20 protein-coding genes and 1 other RNA gene are annotated in these 22,433 nt (G+C 60.2%); 11 read left to right on the top strand and 10 right to left on the bottom strand.

The window, feature by feature from the left end; translation table 11 throughout:
• Positions 1–51 precede the first annotated feature (51 nt).
• The gene (locus tag C2E19_RS10825; RefSeq protein ID WP_129391549.1) at positions 52–1,056 is read right to left on the bottom strand and encodes a metallophosphoesterase; all 1,005 of its coding nucleotides are present in this window, start codon (positions 1,054–1,056) and stop codon (positions 52–54) included.
• A gap of 295 nt (positions 1,057–1,351) precedes the next feature.
• On the opposite strand from C2E19_RS10825, the gene C2E19_RS10820 reads away from it, so the two are divergent.
• The 8 genes from C2E19_RS10820 (at position 1,352) to hemN (ending at position 9,232) form a co-directional block, all read left to right on the top strand.
• The gene (locus C2E19_RS10820) at positions 1,352–1,552 is read left to right on the top strand and encodes a hypothetical protein (RefSeq protein WP_129391546.1); all 201 of its coding nucleotides are present in this window, start codon (positions 1,352–1,354) and stop codon (positions 1,550–1,552) included.
• Positions 1,553–1,700: 148 nt separating this feature from the next.
• Positions 1,701–1,904 carry a type II toxin-antitoxin system Phd/YefM family antitoxin gene (locus tag C2E19_RS10815; RefSeq protein WP_129391543.1) on the top strand — a complete coding sequence of 68 codons (204 nt, stop codon included), beginning with the start codon at positions 1,701–1,703 and terminating at the stop codon, positions 1,902–1,904.
• Positions 1,905–2,142: 238 nt separating this feature from the next.
• Positions 2,143–3,558, top strand: a complete 1,416-nt coding sequence (gene ccoG, locus C2E19_RS10810) for a cytochrome c oxidase accessory protein CcoG (protein WP_129391540.1) — start codon at positions 2,143–2,145, stop codon at positions 3,556–3,558.
• An 11-nt stretch (positions 3,559–3,569) separates the two neighbouring features.
• On the top strand, positions 3,570–4,109 hold the full coding sequence (locus C2E19_RS10805; protein ID WP_129391537.1) for a FixH family protein: 540 nt from the start codon (positions 3,570–3,572) through the stop codon (positions 4,107–4,109).
• 208 nt (positions 4,110–4,317) lie between these two features.
• Complete coding sequence (locus C2E19_RS10800) at positions 4,318–6,768, top strand: heavy metal translocating P-type ATPase (protein ID WP_129391534.1); 2,451 nt, start codon at positions 4,318–4,320, stop codon at positions 6,766–6,768.
• A gap of 22 nt (positions 6,769–6,790) precedes the next feature.
• Complete coding sequence (ccoS, locus tag C2E19_RS10795; RefSeq protein WP_077571858.1) at positions 6,791–7,003, top strand: cbb3-type cytochrome oxidase assembly protein CcoS; 213 nt, start codon at positions 6,791–6,793, stop codon at positions 7,001–7,003.
• Positions 6,996–7,679 (top strand): sulfite exporter TauE/SafE family protein, encoded by a 684-nt coding sequence (locus C2E19_RS10790; protein ID WP_129391531.1) that lies wholly within the window; start codon positions 6,996–6,998, stop codon positions 7,677–7,679. The genes ccoS and C2E19_RS10790 overlap by 8 nt, the downstream gene beginning before the upstream one ends.
• Before the next feature lie 170 nt (positions 7,680–7,849).
• Positions 7,850–9,232 carry an oxygen-independent coproporphyrinogen III oxidase gene (gene hemN, locus C2E19_RS10785; RefSeq protein WP_129391528.1) on the top strand — a complete coding sequence of 461 codons (1,383 nt, stop codon included), beginning with the start codon at positions 7,850–7,852 and terminating at the stop codon, positions 9,230–9,232.
• Here hemN and C2E19_RS10780 read toward each other — a convergent pair.
• Positions 9,229–9,711 (bottom strand): hypothetical protein, encoded by a 483-nt coding sequence (locus tag C2E19_RS10780; protein WP_129391525.1) that lies wholly within the window; start codon positions 9,709–9,711, stop codon positions 9,229–9,231. The two genes, hemN and C2E19_RS10780, sit on opposite strands and share 4 nt — an antisense overlap.
• A 154-nt stretch (positions 9,712–9,865) precedes the next feature.
• On the opposite strand from C2E19_RS10780, the gene fnr reads away from it, so the two are divergent.
• Positions 9,866–10,600 carry a fumarate/nitrate reduction transcriptional regulator Fnr gene (gene fnr / locus C2E19_RS10775; protein ID WP_129391522.1) on the top strand — a complete coding sequence of 245 codons (735 nt, stop codon included), beginning with the start codon at positions 9,866–9,868 and terminating at the stop codon, positions 10,598–10,600.
• A 78-nt stretch (positions 10,601–10,678) separates the two neighbouring features.
• Positions 10,679–11,227: an adenine phosphoribosyltransferase gene (locus C2E19_RS10770; RefSeq protein ID WP_027921719.1), complete on the top strand. Its 549-nt coding sequence runs from the start codon at positions 10,679–10,681 to the stop codon at positions 11,225–11,227.
• 110 nt (positions 11,228–11,337) lie between these two features.
• Here the strand turns inward: C2E19_RS10770 and C2E19_RS10765 are convergent, their stop codons facing one another.
• From C2E19_RS10765 to dnaX, 5 genes are all read right to left on the bottom strand, one after another.
• On the bottom strand, positions 11,338–12,486 hold the full coding sequence (locus C2E19_RS10765) for an acyl-CoA dehydrogenase family protein (RefSeq protein ID WP_129391519.1): 1,149 nt from the start codon (positions 12,484–12,486) through the stop codon (positions 11,338–11,340).
• A 154-nt stretch (positions 12,487–12,640) separates the two neighbouring features.
• Entirely contained in the window at positions 12,641–13,243 is a 603-nt protein-coding gene (gene recR / locus C2E19_RS10760) for a recombination mediator RecR (RefSeq protein WP_129391515.1), read from the bottom strand.
• A gap of 66 nt (positions 13,244–13,309) precedes the next feature.
• Positions 13,310–14,344, bottom strand: coding sequence for an NADP-dependent oxidoreductase (locus C2E19_RS10755; RefSeq protein WP_129391512.1), 1,035 nt, complete (start codon positions 14,342–14,344; stop codon positions 13,310–13,312).
• Between the two features lie 275 nt (positions 14,345–14,619).
• Positions 14,620–14,958: a YbaB/EbfC family nucleoid-associated protein gene (locus tag C2E19_RS10750; RefSeq protein WP_042558527.1), complete on the bottom strand. Its 339-nt coding sequence runs from the start codon at positions 14,956–14,958 to the stop codon at positions 14,620–14,622.
• 67 nt (positions 14,959–15,025) lie between these two features.
• Positions 15,026–17,176 (bottom strand): DNA polymerase III subunit gamma/tau, encoded by a 2,151-nt coding sequence (dnaX, locus tag C2E19_RS10745; RefSeq protein WP_129391509.1) that lies wholly within the window; start codon positions 17,174–17,176, stop codon positions 15,026–15,028.
• A 145-nt stretch (positions 17,177–17,321) separates the two neighbouring features.
• Between dnaX and C2E19_RS10740 the strand changes: the two genes are divergently transcribed.
• Positions 17,322–18,071, top strand: a complete 750-nt coding sequence (locus C2E19_RS10740) for an ABC transporter substrate-binding protein (RefSeq protein WP_129391507.1) — start codon at positions 17,322–17,324, stop codon at positions 18,069–18,071.
• 195 nt (positions 18,072–18,266) lie between these two features.
• Here the strand turns inward: C2E19_RS10740 and ffs are convergent.
• The 3 genes from ffs to ligA all read right to left on the bottom strand — a co-directional run bounded on the left by ffs (position 18,267) and on the right by ligA (position 22,375).
• Positions 18,267–18,363: signal recognition particle sRNA small type (ffs, locus tag C2E19_RS10730), an RNA gene on the bottom strand.
• A 148-nt stretch (positions 18,364–18,511) separates the two neighbouring features.
• The gene (locus C2E19_RS10725; protein ID WP_129391501.1) at positions 18,512–19,675 is read right to left on the bottom strand and encodes a putative zinc-binding metallopeptidase; all 1,164 of its coding nucleotides are present in this window, start codon (positions 19,673–19,675) and stop codon (positions 18,512–18,514) included.
• 342 nt (positions 19,676–20,017) lie between these two features.
• Positions 20,018–22,375: an NAD-dependent DNA ligase LigA gene (ligA, locus tag C2E19_RS10720; RefSeq protein ID WP_129391498.1), complete on the bottom strand. Its 2,358-nt coding sequence runs from the start codon at positions 22,373–22,375 to the stop codon at positions 20,018–20,020.
• Positions 22,376–22,433 lie beyond the last annotated feature (58 nt).

Here is a 22,433-nt window from a genome sequence, read left to right as displayed (position 1 = left end):
CCGGCTTGCGCTGCAACGAAGCCCCCACCACTGATCTGGCGGGGGTTTTTTTTATGGTCGGCTGGCAAAGATCGACTTTACCGGCACCGTCGCCACTGGCATACGTTCACGCCACTGGTTGCCCTCCACCAGACTCACCTCCAGTTGCTTGCGATCCTTGGAAAAACTGGCCGTCAGGTACGTCTGCCGAGAAGCCGCCCCACTGAGGAACATCGGCACGCTGCCTATGTAACTCATCATGCCGCCATCGGCATGGAAATGGCCGGCGAACATCGCCGTCACCTGATATTTTTCGATCATTGCACGAAAGCGTTTTTGCTCATCCCAACTGCCCGCCCAATCATAGGGTTTGTGCATATTGATAATGATCACCGATCCCTGCATCCGCGCTATCCGCAAATCATTCTCCAGCCAGTCCAGCGACTGCTTGATGTCGAACGTGGTCGGATTCAAGGCATGGGAAATTTTCACCTGGTAAGTCGGCTCATTGTTAAGTTGCACCAGATGCACTTCACCGATGTTCTTTGAATAAGCCAGGCTACCCAAATATTGTTTATTGAGAAGACCTCCGGTGACTGCAAGATCAAACTGATCGACCTTATCGACATGATGATCGCGATAATCGACGATACTGCCCGCTGCACAACTCTCGCTAAAACAGTCGCCGACATTGTTCTGATAGTCGTGATTACCCAGGCCGTAAAGATAGTCATCAGCAAAGTATTTCTTCAGCATCGACCCTACAAACGAACGTTGCCAGCCGTGGCCGAAGGCGGTCATGTCGCCGTTGATCATCAGCGGCACTGCGCGCTGCCCGCCCATTTCGTTGCGGAACTGCGCAATACTCGCGAATTGGCTTTCAACCAGCCATTTCGAGCGCTTTTCAAAGTCCGCGCTCGACTCCTCTTCACCACTGTCCGATTTTTCCGTCCACGGGTATTGAGGGTCCGAAGCAAATACCATGTGCTGCGGAACGCCCTCATCTGCATGGGCAAAAGAAGCCAACGATGACAGGCACAGTCCGGCGAGCATTTTTTTAACATCCTTTATATTCATACAACTCCATTTTTAACCTGATCCATAAACACCAATACGCAACTTCCGAATAACGGCGCAAGCAACTAAGCTATTCGAGAAGACCGCAACTTTAAAACCTGACAATTAACTAATTATATTTCCAGCACATTGATCTCGCGCACAAAAACGGCCCTGCCAATGTGTACTGGCGGGGCCGTTCTGTTTGCGCTTCACACCTTGAGACACTTGTCTGATGGACTCGACTGACCATCGGCGATAGGGTTTTCAGCAGCCCGATGATCCGCATCGGAGCAACTTCAAGGATGAAGCCGCCATGTCGAATGATGACAACACGCAACTGCCCGATGAGCAGGACCTCGCTGAAACCGAGCAGTCTTGCGACTCAACGGATCACGCCCTGAATCCCGCCGTGCTGACCCTTGGAACGCCGCTGCAACCCGACGCCAACAGCACCACAAAACCGCACAGGAATACTGGCAGTCTCGACAGCCTGGGCGGTGGTCGGCTTCCCTGAGTTTTGAATCGGCCTGAGACGGTCGCTGCAGCATGCAGGACCGTCTCAACTCACATCAGGAAACAACCGAGCGACGGGCAGAGTCACTAGTGATCGCTGACGGCAAACAGTAAATTTTTCGCATTCCAACTCTCAAAGGTCGACCAAGATGCCCATCACCACCCTATCCAGCCGAGAATTCGAACAGGACACCAGCGGTGCTCAGGTGGCTGCGCACCATGGCCCTGTAATGATCACCGACCATGGCAAGGCGTCTCACGTCCTTTTGTGTTTTGAGGAATACCAAAAACTCATCAGCACCAGGGCAAACATTGTGAACTTGCTACAGATGCCCAAGGCCGTCGAAAGGTAAGTCATCAGAACAATGAATTAGCGACCGCGTCAAAACTGTCCATACTCAACAAGTCAATTGACCTGCATCAGGCTTTGCTACATTCGCTACACCATTCAGGCTTCGCCCCCAACGCGACCAAAGGTCGCACCCTTGAGCTAGAGCGACAGGCGTATCATTGCGCCACTGCAACACCCCTTTTTGACCGCGGTTGGCACGTATCGACCGAGGCATTTTTCCACTGCCGTGGGATGCAATGATGAGCAACCAGATTCCAGTACACGACGTCACGCCACCGAGCAAAAACGCGAACAACAGCGTCGACCTTTACGCCTCAAGAGAAAAAATCTACACCCGCGCTTTCACCGGCCTGTTCCGCAACTTGCGGATGATGGGCGGCGCGGCATTGTTCCTGTTGTATTTCGGTACGGTGTGGCTGAACTGGGGCGGCCATCAGGCCGTGTGGTGGAACCTGCCAGAGCGCAAGTTCTTCATCTTCGGCGCAACGTTCTGGCCACAGGATTTCATCCTGCTCTCGGGCCTGTTGATCATCGCGGCGTTCGGTCTGTTCTTCATTACCGTGTATGCCGGCCGCGTCTGGTGCGGCTACACCTGTCCGCAAAGTGTCTGGACGTGGATTTTCATGTGGTGCGAGAAGGTCACCGAAGGCGACCGCAACCAGCGCATCAAGCTCGACAAGGCGCCGATGAGCGCCAACAAATTTCTGCGCAAAGCCGCCAAACACGTGATGTGGCTGCTGATCGGTTTCGTCACCGGCATGACCTTCGTCGGTTACTTCTCGCCGATCCGCGAACTGGTCTTCGAATTCTTCACCGGCCAGGCCGATGGCTGGTCGTATTTCTGGGTCGGCTTCTTCACTCTCGCCACTTACGGCAACGCCGGCTGGTTGCGCGAGCAGGTGTGCATTTACATGTGTCCGTATGCGCGCTTCCAGAGCGTGATGTTCGACAAGGACACACTGATCGTTTCCTACGATCCGCGCCGTGGCGAAAGCCGTGGGCCGCGCAAGAAAGGTATCGACTACAAGGCTCAGGGCCTTGGTGACTGTATCGATTGCACGATGTGCGTGCAGGTCTGCCCGACCGGTATCGACATCCGCGATGGCCTGCAGATCGAGTGCATCGGCTGCGCGGCCTGCATCGACGCCTGTGACAGCATCATGGACAAGATGGATTACCCGCGCGGCCTGATCAGCTACACCACCGAGCACAACCTGTCGGGGCAGAAAACCCATAAACTGCGGCCTCGCCTGATCGGTTATGCCATCGTGCTGCTGGCAATGATCAGCCTGTTGGTCACTGCATTCGTGATGCGCTCGCTGGTCGGTTTCGACGTCAGCAAGGACCGCGTGCTGTACCGCGAAAACGCTGAAGGCAGGATCGAAAACGTCTACAGCCTGAAGATCATGAACAAGGATCAGCGCGACCACACCTACGTGCTCGAAGCCAGCGGTTTGCCGGATCTGCGCCTGCAGGGCAAGCGCGAGATCAAGGTCGCGGCCGGTGATATTTTCAGCATGCCGGTCGAGTTGTCGAGCGCACCGGAACAACTGCCATCGAGCACCAACGAGGTGAAATTCATCCTCAAGGATGCCGATGACGACAGCGTCCACGTTGAAGCCAAGAGCCGATTCATCGGCCCACAAATCCGTTGAGAGAACTGAACATGCCCGCAGCAAACGCCGCAAGTCCCTGGTACAAGCACCTTTGGCCATGGATCATCATCGGGATTCTGGCCTGTTCGGTGACGCTGACCCTGTCCATGGTGACCATCGCGGTGAACAACCCGGACAACCTGGTCAACGACAACTACTACGAGGCCGGCAAGGGCATCAACCGTTCGCTGGATCGTGAGTTATTGGCGCAAAACCTGAAGATGCGCGCCAATGTGCACCTGGATGATGTCACTGGCGAAGTCGATCTGCGCCTGAGCGGCGACAGCCAGCCGAAGACCCTGGAGTTGAATCTGATTTCGCCGACCCAGCCGGAGAAGGATCGCAAGATCATCCTGACTCGCAGCGAAAGCGAAGCGGGCCGCTACATCGGTCAATTGGGTGACAAGGTCGAAGGTCGCCGGTTTGTCGAATTGCTCGGCAGTCAGGATGACCACGTCTGGCGTATGTTCGAAGAAGAACTGGTCAGCCACGACAAGGACCTGCTGCTCGGCGACGAACCCCTGCAAGGCGCCGAAGACCTCAAGAAGTAAACAACTTCAAAAGCCCCCTCACCCTAGCCCTCTCCCCCAGGAGAGGGAACTGATCTCGAGCGTTTGCACGTGTTGTGTATGGCTGTGAGGATTTCGACTGAACCTGTTTTTCCGGCTCACACCGATCGGCTCCCTCTCCCTCCGGGAGAGGGCTGGGGTGAGGGCAAGCGAACAACCCCAATGCAAGGGCTTACCCCCCAACGATGCCATGACCACCCCACTCCCCTGCTACCACTGCGCCCTGCCCGTTCCGTCCGGCAGTCGCTTCACGGCTGTCGTACTCGGGGAATCCCGCGAATTCTGCTGCCCGGGCTGCCAGGCCGTGGCCGAAGCCATCGTCGCTGGCGGTCTGCAAAGTTATTACCAGCATCGCAGCGAAGCCTCGGCCAACCCCCAGGCGCTACCGGTGCAACTGGTCGATGAGTTGGCGCTGTACGACCGCGCCGACGTGCAAAAACCGTTCGTTCGTCATGAAGGCGATCTGGCCGAAACCACCTTGCTGATGGAAGGCATCAGTTGCGCCGCCTGTGGCTGGCTGATCGAGAAACACCTGCGCACGCTGCCGGCCGTGGCCGAGGCGCGCCTGAACCTGTCCAACCATCGCCTGCACGTAAGCTGGGCCGATGCGCAATTGCCGCTGAGCCAGATCCTCGCCGAGCTGCGCCACATCGGTTACGCCGCGCATCCGTATCAGGCCGACCGCGCCAGCGAACAACTGGCCAGCGAAAACCGTCTGGCCCTGCGCCAGCTCGGTGTGGCCGGGCTGCTGTGGTTCCAGGCGATGATGGCGACGATGGCGACCTGGCCGGAATTCAACATCGACCTCAGTCCCGAGCTGCACACGATTCTGCGCTGGGTGGCGTTGTTCCTGACCACGCCAATCGTGTTCTACAGTTGCGCGCCGTTCTTCAAAGGGGCGATGCGCGATTTGCGCACCCGGCACCTGACCATGGATGTCTCGGTGTCGCTGGCCATCGGCAGTGCTTACATCGCCGGCATCTGGACCTCGATCACCGGTGTCGGCGAGTTGTATTTCGACGCGGTGGGCATGTTCGCGCTGTTTTTGCTCGCCGGACGCTATCTGGAACGCCGCGCCCGGGAACGCACCGCGGCCGCCACGGCGCAGTTGGTCAATCTGCTGCCCGCTTCATGTCTGCGCCTGGACAACCACGGCCAGAGCGAACGCATCCTGCTCAGCGAATTGCGCCTGGGTGATCATATTCTCGTCCAGCCCGGCTCGATTCTGCCGGCAGACGGCAAGATCATCGATGGCCAGTCGAGTATCGACGAATCGCTGCTGACCGGCGAATACCTACCGCAGGCGCGCATGACCGGCGACGCGGTGACCGCCGGCACGCTGAACGTCGAAGGCGCGCTGACGGTTGAAGTGCAGGCGCTGGGCCAGGACACGCGGTTGTCGGCCATCGTCCGCCTGCTCGACCGCGCCCAGGCGGAAAAACCGCGTCTGGCAGAAATCGCCGACCGGGCCGCGCAATGGTTCCTGCTGTTGTCTTTGATCGCTGCGGCCGCCATTGGCCTGCTGTGGTGGGAGCTGGATTCCTCTCGCGCCTTCTGGATTGTCCTCGCCATGCTGGTCGCGACCTGCCCGTGCGCGCTGTCGCTGGCCACGCCGACGGCGCTGACTGCCGCCACCGGCACCTTGCACAAACTCGGCCTGTTGCTGACGCGCGGGCATGTGCTGGAAGGCCTGAATCAGATCGACACAGTGATTTTCGACAAGACCGGCACGCTCACCGAAGGCCGCCTGGTACTGCGCTCGATCCGCCCGCTCGGCGCGCTCGACAGCGATCAGTGCCTGAGCCTTGCCGCCGCCCTGGAAAACCGTTCGGAACACCCGATTGCCCGCGCCTTTGGCCGCGCTCCGCTGGCAGCTGAAGACGTCCACAGTTCCCCCGGGCTTGGTCTCGAAGGACTGGTCGGCGAGCAGCGCTTGCGCATTGGTCAGGCCGGGTTTGTCTGTGCTCTCAGCGGCGCCGCCGTGCCGTCAATGCCGAATGATGCAGGCCAGTGGTTGCTGCTCGGTGACGCTCACGGCCCGCTGGCCTGGTTCGCTCTCGACGACCGCCTGCGCGACGATGCTCCGGCGCTACTTGCCGCGTGCAAGGCGCGCGGTTGGCGCACATTGTTGTTGTCGGGCGATAGCTCGCCGATGGTCGCCAGTGTTGCCGCCGAACTGGGCATTGATGAAGCCCATGGCGGCCTGCGCCCGGACGACAAATTGCAGGTGCTGCAACAGCTGCACAAGGAAGGTCGCAAAGTGCTGATGCTCGGCGATGGCGTCAACGATGTGCCGGTGCTGGCTGCCGCAGATATCAGCGTGGCCATGGGCTCGGCCACCGATCTGGCGAAAACCAGTGCCGATGCCGTGCTCCTGTCCAATCGTCTCGACGCTTTGGTCCAAGCCTTCACGCTGGCGCGGCGCACTCGCCGGGTAATCATCGAGAACCTGCTGTGGGCGGCGCTGTACAATGGCCTCATGTTGCCGTTCGCCGCCCTCGGCTGGATCACCCCGATATGGGCCGCCGTCGGCATGTCGATCAGTTCGTTGACCGTGGTGCTTAACGCCCTGCGCCTGACTCGGTTGCCGAGCGCGCCGGCCCTGCGCACCCCGTCAGAAACCCGCCCGCTGCCGGCCTGAGCCGCGCGGGCATGGAGTACAAATGCCAGCTCTCTACGTGATGATCCCGGCCGCACTGCTGATCGTGGCCATCGCCGTGTATATCTTTTTCTGGGCGGTGGACAGCGGTCAGTACGACGACCTCGACGGTCCGGCCCACAGCATCCTCTTCGACGATCAGGATCCGAATCACACGGCGGCCGTCGACGAAGCCAATGCCAGCAAACCGGACGACAAGGCGCCACCCCATGCTTGAATTGGCACCCCTGCTGGTGTCGGCGCTGATCCTTGGCCTGCTCGGTGGCGGCCATTGCCTGGGCATGTGCGGCGGCTTGATGGGCGCACTGACCCTGGCGATTCCCAAGGAGCAGCGCAGTCGGCGCTTCCGTTTGTTGCTGGCGTACAACCTCGGGCGAATTCTAAGTTATGCCACGGCGGGACTGCTGATCGGCCTGGCGGGCTGGGCGGTGGCCAACAGTCCGGCGGCGCTGTTCATGCGCGTACTGGCCGGGCTATTGCTGATCGCCATGGGTTTGTATCTGGCCGGCTGGTGGAGCGGGCTGACGCGCATCGAAAGCCTTGGACGCGGTTTGTGGCGGTATATCCAGCCCGTGGCCAATCGCTTGCTGCCGGTGTCGAGCCTGCCCCGCGCGTTATTGCTGGGTGCGTTGTGGGGCTGGTTGCCGTGTGGATTGGTTTACAGCACGTTGCTGTGGAGCGCGAGTCAGGGCAATGCGCTGGACAGTGCGTTGTTGATGCTTGCGTTCGGGCTTGGCACCTGGCCGGTGTTGCTCGCGACGGGCCTTGCCGCCGAGCGCGTCACCGCATTGCTGCGCAAGCGCAGCGTGCGCATGGCCGGAGGATTGCTGGTGATGCTGTTTGGCATCTGGACCCTGCCCGGCCCGCATCAGCATTGGATGATGGGGCATTAAGATCAAAAGATCGCAGCCTTCGGCAGCTCCTACCTTTGGAATGCGCTTCCCTGTAGGAGCTGGCGAAGGCTGCGATCTTTTGATCTTATGCTGTTGATGCAAATCAAGATGCCCCTGCGCGCCCTCCCCTAGACTCGCCACACTGCCAGCCTATCCGGGGGAATGCCCGCATGCTCGACGCCATTCGTTGGGACACTGATCTGATCCGCCGCTACGACCTGGCGGGGCCGCGCTACACCTCTTATCCAACGGCCGTGCAATTCAACAGTCAGGTCGGCACCTTTGACCTGTTTCACGCCCTGCGCGACAGCCGCAAAGCCTTGCGCCCGTTGTCGCTGTACGTGCACGTACCGTTCTGCGCGAACATTTGCTACTACTGCGCCTGCAACAAGGTCATCACCAAGGATCGCGGGCGCGCCCTGCCGTATCTGCAACGGCTCGAGCAGGAGATCCAGCTGATCGCCTGCCATCTCGACCCGGCGCAGAAAGTCGAGCAACTGCATTTCGGCGGCGGCACCCCGACCTTTCTCAGCCACGACGAACTGCGTCAGCTGATGGCGCACCTGCGCAAGCATTTCAATCTGCTGGATGACGACTCCGGCGATTACGGCATCGAGATCGATCCGCGCGAAGCCGACTGGTCAACCATGGGTCTGCTGCGCGAACTGGGTTTCAACCGGGTCAGCATCGGCCTGCAGGACCTTGATCCGGTGGTGCAACGCGCGGTCAATCGCCTGCAAAGCCTGGAGGAAACCCGCGCCGTGATCGACGCCGCGCGTACCCTGCAATTTCGCTCGATCAACATCGACCTGATCTATGGCTTGCCCAAGCAGACCCCGGACAATTTCGCCCGTACCGTCGAGGAAGTCATCAGCCTGCAACCGGACCGACTCTCGGTGTTCAACTACGCGCACCTGCCGGAGCGCTTCATGCCGCAACGGCGGATCAACGCCAATGAACTGCCGAGCCCGGCGCACAAACTGGAAATGCTCCAGCGCACCATCGAGCAACTGACCGCTGCCGGTTATCGCTACATCGGCATGGATCATTTCGCCCTGCCCGACGATGAATTGGCGATCGCCCAAGAAGAGGAAACCCTGCAACGCAACTTCCAGGGCTACACCACTCACGGTCATTGCGACCTGATTGGCCTCGGCGTTTCAGCGATCAGCCAGATCGGCGACCTGTATTGCCAGAACAGCAGCGACCTCAACGAATACCAGCACACCCTCGCCTCTGCACAACTGGCGACCAGTCGGGGTTTGGTGTGCAATGCCGACGATCGGCTGCGGCGTGCGGTGATCCAGCAACTGATCTGCAACTTCAGCCTCGACTTCGCCGAGATCGAACAGCAATTCAACGTCGATTTTCAGGGCTATTTCGGCGCGCTGTGGCCGCAACTGCTAGGCATGGCCAACGATGGCCTGATTGAACTGAGTCGCGAAGGGATTGAAGTATTGCCGGCCGGGCGCCTGTTGGTGCGCTCGGTGTGCATGGTGTTCGACGCCTACCTGGAACAACAGAACCGCCAGCGTTTCTCGCGGGTGATCTAGTTTTTCATCAGCAGCGAACCGACTTTCAGGTTCTGGTCTGCGCTCAGGCCCGATTGCCCGACCACTTTCGACAAGGCCAGATTGGCCGTGATCAAGCCAGTATTCAGCGCGGCGATGGCACCGCGCAAGCTGGCAGCCTTGATGATCTTTTCTTCGTTGGTCAGGCGCTTGTCAGCCATAACCGCTTCGATGAGCGCCTTTTTCTCGGCAATCTCTTTTTGCAATTTGCGGATCATCTTCAGCAATTGCTGGATGTTCTCAGGCAAACCGCTTTCTTCGATATCGCGATTATCGCCGCCAGCGCCGGCGGATTTTTCGATGGAGGCTCCGGACAGCGACACTTTGACGCCCTCGACCAAGGTCGGGGTTGCGTCTTCGGTCGAGCTGGCGTCGCGGGCGTTGCCCGAAGACGCTTTAAACGTCTCCGGCAAAGCCGCAACGTCGCTGCCAGCGGGGCTGAGCGTGCCAATGGCGGCCATCGATTCATTCCTTGTTTGCGTTCTGATACCTGTTTATCGGCTGCTTGCTCTGCGGCTTTATGGCTGTGGGACAAAGTCGCCACAGACTGGCCTGAATGTCCTCCCGTGGGTTACCCTTACGGCTTATGTGTGTTTTCCCACAAGGATTTAAGAAATGTCCGAGCCAGTCAAACTGCGCGCTCATAACCAGGCTCATTGCAAGGATTGCAGCCTGGCCCCTCTCTGCCTGCCACTTTCTCTGAATCTGGAAGACATGGATGCGCTGGACGAAATCGTTAAACGCGGCCGCCCGCTGAAAAAGGGTGAGTTCCTGTTCCGTCAGGGCGACACGTTCGATTCCGTTTATGCAGTACGCTCCGGCGCCCTGAAAACCTTCAGCCTGAGCGACAGCGGCGAAGAACAACTGACCGGTTTCCACCTGCCGAGCGAACTGGTCGGCCTGTCCGGCATGGACACCGAGAAGCACCCGGTGTCCGCTCAGGCGCTGGAAACCACCTCGGTCTGCGAAATCCCTTTCGAACGCCTTGACGAACTGGCCCTGCAATTGCCGCAATTGCGCCGTCAGTTGATGCGCGTGATGAGCCGCGAAATCCGCGATGACCAGCAAATGATGTTGCTGCTGTCGAAGAAAACCGCCGACGAGCGCATCGCCACGTTCCTGGTCAACCTGTCCGCACGCTTCCGCGCACGCGGTTTTTCGGCCAACCAGTTCCGTCTGGCAATGTCCCGTAACGAAATTGGTAACTACCTCGGTCTGGCGGTGGAAACCGTGTCCCGAGTGTTCACGCGCTTCCAGCAGAACGAACTGATTGCCGCCGAGGGCAAGGAGATCCACATCCTCGACCCGATCCAGCTCTGCGCACTGGCCGGTGGCTCGATCGAAGGCTAATGCCGATCCGCGGTTGAGCGAACCGTTTCAGCCGCGGGTATACTGCGCCGTTTGCAGCCCTGCCAGGACACCTCGACGATGGTCTTCGACTCCTTCGACATCAAATCCCTGATCCGCCCCGTGATCGACTTCCCGAAACCGGGCGTGATCTTTCGCGACATCACCCCGCTGTTCCAGTCGCCAACCGCCCTGCGCCTGGTGATGGACAGCTTCGCCCACCGCTACGTCGAAGCCGACTTCACCCACATTGGCGCGATGGATGCGCGCGGCTTCCTGATCGGTTCGGTATTGGCTTATCAGTTGAACAAACCGCTGGTGCTGTTCCGCAAGCAAGGCAAACTGCCGGCGGACGTGTTGGCCGAAGGTTACGCGACCGAGTACGGCGAAGCGTTCCTCGAAGTGCACGCCGACAGTCTGTGCGAAGGCGATTCGGTGGTGATGTTCGATGACTTGATCGCCACCGGCGGAACGCTGATCGCGGCGGCCAACCTGATTCGCCGGATGGGCGCGCGGGTGCATGAGGCGGCGGCGATTATTGACCTGCCGGAGCTGGGTGGGTCGCAGCGTCTGGAAGACATGGGCATTCCTACCTTCTGCCTGACGCAGTTTGCGCTGACCGATAAGTAAGCAGCGCTTCTTAGACCGCTTTCGCGAGCAGGCTCGCTCCCACAGGGGAACGCACTCCAACTGTGGGAGCGAGCCTGCTCGCGAAGGGGCCGGCAGCCTCACTGCAAAACCTAAAGCCCCATCTGCTTGCTGATGATCTCGTTCATCACTTCACGCGTCCCGCCGCCAATCGACAGAATGCGGTTATCCCGATACAGCCGTTCCACCAGGCTCTCGCGCATGTAACCCAACCCACCAAGAATCTGTACCGCCTCCGTGGTGATCCGGTCCGAGGTGTCCGTGGCAAAGTTCTTCGCCATGGAAATCTCCTTGATCACACTCTGCCCCGCCGCCATCTTCGCCGCTTGCCGATAAGTGAACTCGCGCGACACCTCCAGCGCCGTGGCCATCTCGGCGAGGCGATGCTTGATCACCTGGAACTTGCCGATCGGCTTGCCGAACGCTTCACGCTCGCGCGCCCATTTCAGGCTTTCCTCCAGTGCGAGCTGTGAAGTCATGTTGGCCATCAGTGCCAGTGCCAGGCGTTCACTCTGGAAATTGCCCATGATGCAGGCGAAGCCCATATTCTCGGCGCCGATCAGATTTCCTACCGGCACTCGGCAGTCGTCGAAGAACAATTCAGCGGTGTCCGACGCCCACCAACCCATTTTCTTCAACTGCCGGCCGACGGTGAAACCGGCGGTGCCTTTCTCGATCAGCAGCAGGCTGATGCCGCCGAAACCCGCCGCGCCGGTGCGCACCGCAACGGTGTAGTAATCGGCGCGTACGCCACTGGTGATAAAGGTTTTGCTGCCGCTGACCCGGTAATAATCGCCGTCGCGCACGGCACGGGTTTGCAGGTTGGCGACGTCGGAACCACCGCCCGGCTCGGTCACGGCCAAGGCGCTGATTTTTTCGCCGCTGAGCACTTGCGGGACGACGCGATCACGCACGTCGGGGAGCGCCCATTTGACGATCGGTGGCAGACCGATATCCAGCGAGCCCAGCCCCGCGACGAGTCCGCCTGAGCCGCAGCGCATCAGTTCTTCACTGGCGGCGACCTTGGCGAACAGATCACCTGCATGACTGCCGCCCAGCGCTTCGGGGTAACCGATGCCGAGGATCCCGGCGGCGCCGGCCTTCAGGTAGAGCTCACGCGGAAAGCTTTCGGCTTCTTCCCACTCTTCAATGCCCGGCAGGATTTCGCGCTCGACGAAACGCCTGACGCTGTCGCGGACCATTTGATGGCTGGGGTCGAAGTATTCCTGAAAGGCAGGCATGGGCGAGCTCCACGGAAGGGTTCGCCGACGTTAACCGAGCGCTTGCTTGGTTTACAAGATACAGAAGATCAAAAGATCGCAGCCTGCGGCAGCTCCTACCTCGGAATGCGTTTCCCTGTAGGAGCTGCCGCAGGCTGCGATCTTTTGATTTTTATCAGAGGGAAATCGGTTTACGCCCGGCAAACGAATGCGCCAGCGTGCCGCCGTCAACCAGCTCCAGCTCGCCGCCCAACGGCACACCATGGGCAATCCGCGAGGCGATCAGGCCTTTGTGCTGCAACAACTGCGCGATGTAATGCGCCGTGGCCTCGCCTTCCACCGTCGGATTGGTCGCGAGGATGACTTCAGCAAACGTCCCCGCCGCTTCGATCCGCGCCATCAATTGTGGAATACCGATCGCCTCAGGCCCCAAGCCATCGAGCGGCGACAAATGCCCCTTGAGCACAAAGTAGCGCCCCCGGAAACCGGTCTGCTCGACCGCGTAAACGTCCATCGGCCCTTCCACCACGCACAGCAACGTATCGTCGCGGCGAGTATCGGCGCATTGCGGGCACAGATCGTCTTCGGTCAGCGTGCGGCATTGCCGGCAGTGGCCGACGCCTTCCATGGCCTGGCTCAAGGCCTGGGCGAGACGCAAGCCGCCGCTGCGGTCACGCTCGAGCATCTGCAACGCCATGCGCTGGGCGGTTTTCTGACCCACGCCCGGCAAGGTGCGCAGAGCGTCGATCAGTTGGCGAATCAAAGGGCTGAAGCTCATGGGTAAAAAGTCCGACAAAACAACGAGACGCGGTTTATACCCGCGCCTCCGGCCAGCGTCAAATACTCAGTCCGGGGCAACCCGAACCACCAGTTTGCCGAAGTTGCGCCCTTCCAGCAGGCCGATAAACGCCTCGGGCGCCTGCTCCAGGCCTTCGACCACGTCTTCGCGGAATTTCACCTTGCCATCGCGCACCCACGGCACCATGTGGCTGATGAATTCCGGCTGACGATCGCCGTAGTCGTCAAAGACGATGAAGCCCTGAATACGCACGCGTTTGGTCAGCAGCGTGCGTTGCAGCATCGGTAGGCGATCCGGGCCTTGCGGTGCCTCAGAGGCGTTATAACCGGCAATCAGACCGCACAGAGGGATGCGCGCCTTGGCGTTGAGCAACGGCACGACCGCGTCGAACACGTGGCCACCGACGTTCTCGTAATAGATGTCGATGCCCTTGGGGCAGGCCTTGGCCAGTTGTTCGGCGAAGTCTGCGGCCTTGTGATCGATGCAGGCGTCAAAACCCAGTTCCTCGACCACGTATTTGCACTTCTCGGCACCGCCAGCCACCCCCACGGTGCGCAGGCCTTTGATTTTCGCCACTTGGCCAACCACCGAACCCACGGCACCGGACGCTGCGGCAACTACCAGCGTTTCACCTTCCTTCGGCTGGCCGATGTCCATCAGCCCCATGTACGCGGTCATCCCCGGCATGCCCAGCACGCCGAGGGCCATCGACGGGCTCGGCAACCCCGATGGAATCGGAATGATGTTGCGGCCATCGCTGATGCTGTGGCTTTGCCAGCCCGTGGCACCAACCACCAGATCACCTTTATGAAATTTCGGATGACGCGAATTTTCGACACGGCTGACAGCGCCGCCGGTCATCACCTCGCCGATTTGCACCGGGGCGGCGTAGGACGGTGCGTCGCTCATGCGTCCGCGCATGTAGGGGTCAAGGGAGAGGTAAAGGGTTTTCAGCAGTACCTCGCCATCCTGCAGATCCGGCAGGGCTTCGCGTTCGAGGCGGAAGTTTTCCGGGGTCGGCGCGCCAACCGGGCGCGAGGCCAGGACGAAGCGTTGATTGAGGGTAAGAGGGTCGGACATGTCAGCGTCTCCTGTGAATGATGAATTCAGCGGGTATAGGGAGCAGACCGTTGCGGCTTTTGCACGTTCGATGTTTTAACACTGCACGACCTGTAGGAGCTGCGGCACGCTGCGATCTTTTGATCTTGATTTTTGTTTGAAAGAACAGGATCAAAAGATCGCAGCCTCGTTTCACTCGACAGCTCCTACAGGGTGCGGTGTTAATGGGGCAGAAACAAAAATGCCAGGCGCGATGCCTGGCATTTTGTGTAGCTCATCTGCCGCTGAATGGCGAATCAGAATGGCAGTTTCATACCGGCTGGCAGGTTCATGCCGGCGGTCATGCCGCCCATTTTTTCCTGGCTGTTGGCTTCGATCTTGCGCACAGCGTCGTTGACGGCGGCGGCTACGACGGCTTCGAGCATTTCTTTGTCGTCTTCGCTCAGGCCTTCAACCAGGCTTGGGTCGATGCTCACGCTTTTAACGTCGTGACGACCGGTCATCACCACAGTGACCATGTCGCCGCCGGCCTTGCCGGTGACTTCAGCGTTGGCCAGTTCTTCCTGCATCTTGGCCATTTTTTCCTGCATTTGCTGCGCCTGCTTCATCAGGCCGGCCATGCCACCTTTCATCATGGGAATCACCTCAAAAGTACTTGGATCAAAACAGCGCCCGGCCAGCGAGGCAAGGCACCTTCAGTTATTAGCCCTGTGCGACCAAGGCGTCGACAGGTTCAATAGTATCGTGTCGCACGACGGCACCGAACTGCTGGACCATCTGCTGGATGAACGGATCGCCGTGGATCGACTCCTCCGCCTCGCGCTGACGGTTGGCCCGACGACGGGACGCAGCCTGAGCCGGGGTTTCCTGCTCGGGCTTGATCAGCTCGATGGTCAGCGTCAACGGGCGGCCATGGAACTGGTTCAACGCATCGTTGAGACGACGCTGTTGCGTGGCATTGAACAGTGCGCTGTGCGCCGGGTCGAGGTGCATCAGCCAATGGTCGCCATCGACACCGATCAACGTGCAGTTGGCGGCGATGCTGCCGGTCATGCCGGAAATCGGCAGTTTCGGGAACAACTCCAGCCATTGCAATGCGAGGCCGGTGGCCGGTGCGGCAGCCGGTTCCGGCTCAGGTTCCGGCGCAGGCTCGGCGGCGTGTTCGCTGGCCAGTTCGTCGAGGTAGCTGTAGGCCGAGTCGATGTCCGGCTCGATGTAATCCTCGTCCAGCGGCGGCTCGTCGTCCATGTCCATGCCCGGTGTGGCGGCATCGACTTCGGCGACCGACGGCTCGGGAATCGGCGCGGCAGCCCACTCGGGGGCGTCCGGGACGACGCTGTCCGGGGTCGGCAACGGCATCGGCGGCAACTCGGGTTGCTCAGCGGCGGTTTCCAGCATTGGCTCGACGGCAGGCTGCTGGGCAGGCTCGGGCTCGGCTTCTGGCTCAGGCTCAGGCTCAGGCTCAACCGGGTCATTCCATGGCAGGTCGACGACTGCTTCGGCGACGACGGGCGCAGGTTCCGGTTCTGGCTGGGCAACCGGAGCAACCGGAGCAACCGAAGCAACCGGAGCAACCGGAGCAACCGGAGCTGGCTCAGGCACCGGGGCAGGAGCTGCCACTGTTGCAGGTGCTAGCGCAGGCGTTGGCGCAACAGCCGCAGCAACTACCGGCGCAGGTTTAGGCGCGGCAGCCACTGAGTTTGCGGAATCAACTGTGGCCTGGCTGATCCCCACTGGCTTTAGCGGTTGCCTCGGCGCGTCCGCAGTGTCGGCGGGCCGGAAGGCCAGCATTCGCAGCAGGACCATTTCGAAACCGCCACGCGGATCCGGCGCCAGCGGCAAATCGCGGCGACCGATCAGGCCCATCTGGTAATAGAACTGCACGTCTTCGGCCGGCAAGGCCTGCGCCAAGGCCAGCACGCGATCGCGGTCGCCATGGCCGTTATCGACGCCTTCCGGCAGCGCCTGAGCGATGGCCACGCGGTGCAGCACGTTGAGAATTTCCGACAGCACGCCGTTCCAGTCCGGGCCTTGCTCGGCCAAGTGACGCACGCCTTCGAGCAACGCCTTGGCGTCGCCTTCGATCAACGAATGCAGGACGTCATAGACCTGACCGTGATCGAGCGTGCCGAGCATTGCCCGCACGTCGGTGGCCAGCACCTTGCCTTCACCGAAGGCGATCGCCTGATCGGTCAGGCTCATGGCGTCTCGCATCGAACCGTCAGCGGCGCGACCGAGCAGCCACAGCGCATCGTCTTCGAACGGCACGTTTTCGGCGGTCAGTACGTGGGTCAGATGCTCGACCACACGTTCCGGCGTCATGTTCTTCAGCGAGAACTGCAGGCAGCGCGACAAAATCGTTGCCGGAAGTTTCTGCGGGTCAGTGGTCGCCAGGATGAACTTGACGTACGGCGGCGGCTCTTCGAGGGTTTTCAGCAGCGCATTGAAGGAATGGCTGGAAAGCATGTGCACTTCATCGATCAGGTAGACCTTGAAGCGCCCACGGCTCGGGGCGTACTGCACGTTGTCGAGCAGTTCGCGGGTGTCTTCAACCTTGGTCCGGCTCGCGGCGTCGATCTCGATCAGGTCGACGAAACGGCCCTCGTCGATTTCACGGCACACCGAGCACTCGCCGCACGGGCTGGAAGTGATACCTGTCTCACAGTTCAGGCATTTGGCAATGATCCGCGCAATCGTGGTTTTACCCACCCCGCGCGTACCGGTGAACAGGTACGCATGGTGCAGCCGCTGGCTGTCCAAGGCATTGATCAGAGCCTTGAGCACATGGGTCTGGCCGACCATTTCGCGGAACGAGCGCGGACGCCATTTACGTGCAAGAACCTGATAACTCATCGAAAACCGTCGCAACGAAGGAAGCTGAAGCGGCTAATGCTAGCGGAGCAGGGGCAAAATTGCATCCGGTGTCCTCGTCTAATATGGCTAAGCTGCATGAGCAGAGGCTTTTATCGGCTCAGGATCGGGAATTACCGGAGCGTTTATGCGTTGGGCCTTGGGGGCACTGCTGGGAATCAGCCTGAGCGTGACGGCAGCGGAACCGCCGTTGCGCTTCGCCATGCCCGACAGCTGGGCGATGCCGATGGTGCAGTTCGAGCGCGGCCGCCCGACCCAGGGCATCCTCTACGACATCATGCTCAGCCTGGCCACCCAGGTTGGCGTGCCGGCCGAGTTTCACGTCCTGCCGCGTGCACGGGTACAAAGTGCCATGGAGCACGGCGAGATCGACGTGCGCTGCTATGCCGCGCAGTCTTGGCTGCCGAATCAGTCGGGGGATTACATCTGGAGTCTGCCGTTGTTGTTTCAACGCGATCTGCTGATCAGTCGCAAGGATCAACCTGCCAACGTCGATCCTTCCAGCTTGCCCCGCCAATCCATCGGCACCGTGCTTGGCTACATCTACCCTACCCTGCAGCCGTTGTTCGATGCCGATCGCTTGCACCGCGAAGATGCGCGCAATCAGGAGCAGGTATTGGAGAAGTTGCTGGCCGGGCGTTATCGCTATGCGGTGAGCAATCAGTGGACGCTGGACTGGTTTAATCAGCGACTGACGTCGGAGAAGCAATTGCAAGCGGTGGCGGTGTTGCAAGAGCAGAAGGTCGGTTGCTACGTGAGGAATGACCCGAAGGTGCCGGTGCAGCGGATCTTGCGCACGTTGTTGCGGATGAAGATGTCGGGGGAGATTGATGAGATTATCCGGCTGTATACCGGGTCCTCTGAAGCCACCCCATAACCCCTGTGGGAGCGGGCTTGCTCGCGAATACGGTGTCTCAGTCAACTCATCACTGGCAGGTCTGACGCCTTCGCGAGCAAGCCCGCTCCCACAGTTGATCCAGGGCGCTGGCCAAATCGCAGACACAAAAAAACCGCAGTGGGCGAAACCCATGCAGTTCTGGTTGAAGCGTTCGATTGTTCGTTAAGGTGGTAACCCCACCAGCCACACCCCGGCACACAATGTTCCCGCTGTGGCTGCTGCCTTCCGGCTCTGACCAGGTTCACGGGTAATCGTTGCGGGGGGACCGATGGGGTCACCATAACGACGCTTGCCTGTCGGCGAGCCGCGCCATTGTACCTATCTGAGGTGAAGTTACAACCGTTGGTTGCAGATTAAAAATATGAATCGCTTCAAGGACATAAAGATCGTCCGATCGCGGCCCGAGCCTGCGGCAGCTCCTACAGGGCCAATACCTCATCCGCCTTGCCGCCCGCCTGCTGGATCACCAGATGAATGAAGTGCAGTTTGGCGATCGCCGGCGCCGGCAGCACGAACGGGTAGAAATCCGGTTGGCCCATGCTGCGGGACAATTCGTTGAGCATCCCGGCCAGTTCGATCCACGCGTTGACGAACGACAGGAACGCCTCGCCACCGGGATGCTCCGGGTCGTACAGCGTGCTAGGCGGAAACGGCTGGTAGTCGAAATCCATTTCCCTCGCGCTCATGCCAAAACCCAGCGCGGTGTCCACAGCGTCCATCATGTGCAGGTAATGCGCCCAGGTTTCCGCCCAGTCTTCCCACGGGTGCATGGTTGCGTAGGCGCTGACGTAGTGCTGTGGCCAGTCGAGTGGTGCGCCTTGCTGGTAGTGACGATCGAGCGCCTCGGCGTAACTGGCGCGCTCGTCGCCGAACAGCTGGCGAAACGAGTCGAGCCATGGGCCGTTGGCGATCAGTCGATCCCAGTAATAGTGGCCGACCTCATGGCGAAAATGTCCGAGCAGCGTGCGATACGGCTCGTGCATCTGCGCCCTCACCTGCTCGCGGTGGGCGTCGTCGGCTTCCTTGATGTCGAGGGTGATCAAACCGTTGGCGTGGCCGGTCATCGGCGCATTGCCTTCGAGGTCGACGCCGATGAAATCGAAGGCCAGGCCGGTGTCTTCATCCACGGTTTTCGGAATGACTTGCAAGCCGAGGGTGATCAACTGCGCGACAAGACGGCGCTTGGCGATTTCAACCTTGCGCCAGCGCTCGGGGTTATCCGGGTCGGACAGGTCGGGAATGGTGCGATTGAGGCTGCAGGCGACGCACAAGGCATCGTCAACGTTGGCCGGCAGCAACCAGTTGCACGCGGCCGGGGTGTCGAGATTGGCGCAGCGGCGAAACAGGCCTGCGTCGGGATCAGCATCCAGTGTCCAGGTGCCGTTCTGTGCGCCGGGCGACAGCGACGTGATGCGGCTTTCTTCCGGCTGGTAACCGAGCAAGGCATTGCAGGCCAGGCACTGGCTGTTGCGAAAGAACAGCGACTGGCCGCAACGGCACGGCCAGACTTTGCTGTTGCGTGAGGATTCGGCCATGAACGGCGCGATGATGCGGGAACTGAGCTGCTCGAAAAAGCGGTGCATGGCGATCTCTCCCTGGGGCTTGCCAAGACTAGATCATTCCCATGACAACATCGTTCCCACCCATAACAGTGCAACCAGGTGATTGCACCATTGTGGCGAGGGGATTTATCCCCGCTGGGTTGCGAAGCGACCCCAAATCCATACATCGCGGTTAGTCAGATGTACCGCGCTGTACGGTTTTGCGACGACTGCGTCGCCGAACGGGGATAAATCCCCTCGCCACAGGGTTTTGTGTCAGACCTGCAGGCCATGGGTTTTGTGTCAGACCTGCAGGCCATGGGTTTTGTGTCAGACCTGAAGGCCACAGGATTTGTGACAGACCTGAAGGCCATGGGCTTTGTGTCAGACCTGAAGGCCGTGGGTTTTGAGGAAGGCGATGAAGGTTTCTTCGTCCATCACTTTCACACCCAGCTCATTGGCTTTGGTCAGTTTGGAACCGGCACCGGGACCGGCAACGACGCAATGAGTTTTCGCCGAGACCGAACCAGCGACTTTAGCGCCCAGACTTTCCAAGTGATCCTTGGCCACGTCCCGGCTCATCAACTCGACCTTGCCGGTCAGCACCCAGGTCTCGCCAGACAACGGCAAGCCTTCGATCACCTTCTTCTCGCTCTGCCAGTGCATGCCGAAATCGCGCAGTTGTTTCTCGGATTCTTCGGCCAGTTGCCGATGCTCAGGCAAAGCAAAAAACTCGCGAACCGAATTCGCCTGCTTCTCTGGCAACGCCTGACGCATGTCCAGCCAGTCGGCATTCATCACTGCTTCCAGTGAGCCGAACTTGTCCGCCAGTTTCTGCGCGCCACCAGGGCCGACCGAAGGAATGTGCAGTTTGTCGAGGAAGCCACCCAGCGTAGTGCTGGCGGCAAACTCGGCGCCTAGCTCGCCTTGATCCTGAATCTGCAAACCATGCCCGAGCAATTCGCTGATCACCTGCTGGTTATGCGCATCTTCAAAGAAGCTGTGAATCTCGTGCGCCACTTCCAGACCGACATCCGGCAGATACGTCAGCACTTGCGGCAACGCCTGCTGTACCCGCTCCAGCGAACCCAGCGAGCGCGCCAGCACTTTGGCCGTCTCCTCGCCGACATCAGGAATACCCAGCGCATAAATGAAACGCGCGAGGCTCGGCTTCTTGCTGTCCTCGATGGCCGCCAGCAGCTTGTTGCTGGAGACTTCGGCAAAACCTTCGAGGTCGACGATGTCGTCGAACTTAAGCGCGTACAGGTCGGCCGGCGAACTGACCAGACCTTCATCGACCAACTGCTCGACGCTCTTGTCGCCCAAGCCTTCGATGTCCATCGCGCGGCGCGAGACGAAGTGAATGATCGCCTGCTTCAGTTGCGCGCCACAGGCCAAACGCCCGACGCAGCGATACACCGCGCCTTCGCTGACGGTTTCCTTGCCCTTGCTGCGCTTGACCAGTTGCGTGCGTTCGACGTGCGAACCGCACACCGGGCAGCTCTCGGGGATCGCCACCGGACGGGCGTTTTCCGGACGACGCTCGGTGACCACTTGCACCACTTGCGGGATCACATCACCGGCGCGGCGGATGATCACAGTGTCGCCGATCATCAGGCCCAGACGCGCGACTTCGTCCATGTTGTGCAACGTGGCGTTGGCGACGGTAACGCCAGCCACCTTGACCGGTTTCAGGCGCGCGACCGGTGTAACCGCGCCAGTGCGACCGACCTGAAACTCGACGTCGAGCAACTCCGTGAGTTCTTCCATCGCCGGGAATTTATGCGCGATTGCCCAACGCGGTTCGCGGGCACGGAAGCCCAGTTCGCGCTGATCGGCAATGCTGTTGACCTTGAACACCACACCATCGATTTCATACGTCAGCGAGTTACGGCGCGCGCCGATGTCGCGGTAGTAATCGAGGCATTCGTCGATGCCCTTGGCCAGCTTCAGTTCGTGGCTGATCGGCATGCCCCACTGCTGCAATTGCTTGAGGTTGCCGATGTGCGTGTCGGCAATATCGTGCGAGACCTGACCGATGCCGTAGCAGCAGAATTCCAGCGGACGGTTGGCGGTGATCTTCGAATCGAGCTGACGCAAGCTGCCGGCGGCGGCGTTGCGCGGGTTGGCGAAGGTCTTGCCGCCGACTTCCAGTTGCGAGGCGTTGAGGCGCTCGAAACCGGCCTTGGACATGAACACTTCGCCGCGCACTTCCAGGGTCGCCGGCCAGCCTTCACCTTGCAGCTTCAGCGGAATGTTGCGCACGGTGCGCACGTTGACGCTGATGTCTTCCCCGGTGGTACCGTCGCCGCGTGTGGCGCCGCGCACCAGCACGCCGTCCTGATAGAGCAGGCTGACCGCCAGGCCATCGAGCTTCGGCTCGCAGCTGTATTCCACCGCTGCACCGCCGCCGAACAGATCGCCAGCGGGGATATCCAGACCTTCGGTGACGCGGCGATCGAACTCGCGCATGTCGGTTTCTTCGAAGGCGTTGCCGAGGCTGAGCATCGGCACTTCGTGACGCACCTGAGTGAACGCGGTCAACGCCACGCTGCCAACGCGCTGGGTCGGCGAATCGCTGGTGATCAGTTCCGGGTTGGCCGCTTCCAGCGCCTTGAGCTCGTGGAACAACCGGTCGTACTCGGCGTCCGGAATGCTCGGTTCGTCGAGGACGTGGTAACGGTAGTTGTGCTGATCGAGTTCAGCGCGCAGCTCGAGAATGCGGTTTTTGGCGGCGGTCATGGGTGTTCTCTCATAAAGCAAAAGAGCAGCCGAGGCTGCTCCAGTTTCATCCTTAAAA

It is taken from the genome of Pseudomonas sp. DTU12.3 (assembly GCF_004124275.1).
Taxonomy (GTDB): domain Bacteria; phylum Pseudomonadota; class Gammaproteobacteria; order Pseudomonadales; family Pseudomonadaceae; genus Aquipseudomonas; species Aquipseudomonas helmanticensis.
This window is presented reverse-complemented; position numbering and strand designations above follow the sequence as displayed.

What these genes read in the sequence shown, in the direction of transcription:
- C2E19_RS10825 (WP_129391549.1), bottom strand. Translation starts at nt 1,056, where the DNA reads ATGAATATAAAGGATGTTAAAAAAATGCTCGCCGGACTGTGCCTGTCA.
- C2E19_RS10820 (WP_129391546.1), top strand. Translation starts at nt 1,352, where the DNA reads ATGTCGAATGATGACAACACGCAACTGCCCGATGAGCAGGACCTCGCT.
- C2E19_RS10815 (WP_129391543.1), top strand. Translation starts at nt 1,701, where the DNA reads ATGCCCATCACCACCCTATCCAGCCGAGAATTCGAACAGGACACCAGC.
- ccoG (WP_129391540.1), top strand. Translation starts at nt 2,143, where the DNA reads ATGAGCAACCAGATTCCAGTACACGACGTCACGCCACCGAGCAAAAAC.
- C2E19_RS10805 (WP_129391537.1), top strand. Translation starts at nt 3,570, where the DNA reads ATGCCCGCAGCAAACGCCGCAAGTCCCTGGTACAAGCACCTTTGGCCA.
- C2E19_RS10800 (WP_129391534.1), top strand. Translation starts at nt 4,318, where the DNA reads ATGACCACCCCACTCCCCTGCTACCACTGCGCCCTGCCCGTTCCGTCC.
- ccoS (WP_077571858.1), top strand. Translation starts at nt 6,791, where the DNA reads ATGCCAGCTCTCTACGTGATGATCCCGGCCGCACTGCTGATCGTGGCC.
- C2E19_RS10790 (WP_129391531.1), top strand. Translation starts at nt 6,996, where the DNA reads ATGCTTGAATTGGCACCCCTGCTGGTGTCGGCGCTGATCCTTGGCCTG.
- hemN (WP_129391528.1), top strand. Translation starts at nt 7,850, where the DNA reads ATGCTCGACGCCATTCGTTGGGACACTGATCTGATCCGCCGCTACGAC.
- C2E19_RS10780 (WP_129391525.1), bottom strand. Translation starts at nt 9,711, where the DNA reads ATGGCCGCCATTGGCACGCTCAGCCCCGCTGGCAGCGACGTTGCGGCT.
- fnr (WP_129391522.1), top strand. Translation starts at nt 9,866, where the DNA reads ATGTCCGAGCCAGTCAAACTGCGCGCTCATAACCAGGCTCATTGCAAG.
- C2E19_RS10770 (WP_027921719.1), top strand. Translation starts at nt 10,679, where the DNA reads ATGGTCTTCGACTCCTTCGACATCAAATCCCTGATCCGCCCCGTGATC.
- C2E19_RS10765 (WP_129391519.1), bottom strand. Translation starts at nt 12,486, where the DNA reads ATGCCTGCCTTTCAGGAATACTTCGACCCCAGCCATCAAATGGTCCGC.
- recR (WP_129391515.1), bottom strand. Translation starts at nt 13,243, where the DNA reads ATGAGCTTCAGCCCTTTGATTCGCCAACTGATCGACGCTCTGCGCACC.
- C2E19_RS10755 (WP_129391512.1), bottom strand. Translation starts at nt 14,344, where the DNA reads ATGTCCGACCCTCTTACCCTCAATCAACGCTTCGTCCTGGCCTCGCGC.
- C2E19_RS10750 (WP_042558527.1), bottom strand. Translation starts at nt 14,958, where the DNA reads ATGATGAAAGGTGGCATGGCCGGCCTGATGAAGCAGGCGCAGCAAATG.
- dnaX (WP_129391509.1), bottom strand. Translation starts at nt 17,176, where the DNA reads ATGAGTTATCAGGTTCTTGCACGTAAATGGCGTCCGCGCTCGTTCCGC.
- C2E19_RS10740 (WP_129391507.1), top strand. Translation starts at nt 17,322, where the DNA reads ATGCGTTGGGCCTTGGGGGCACTGCTGGGAATCAGCCTGAGCGTGACG.
- C2E19_RS10725 (WP_129391501.1), bottom strand. Translation starts at nt 19,675, where the DNA reads ATGCACCGCTTTTTCGAGCAGCTCAGTTCCCGCATCATCGCGCCGTTC.
- ligA (WP_129391498.1), bottom strand. Translation starts at nt 22,375, where the DNA reads ATGACCGCCGCCAAAAACCGCATTCTCGAGCTGCGCGCTGAACTCGAT.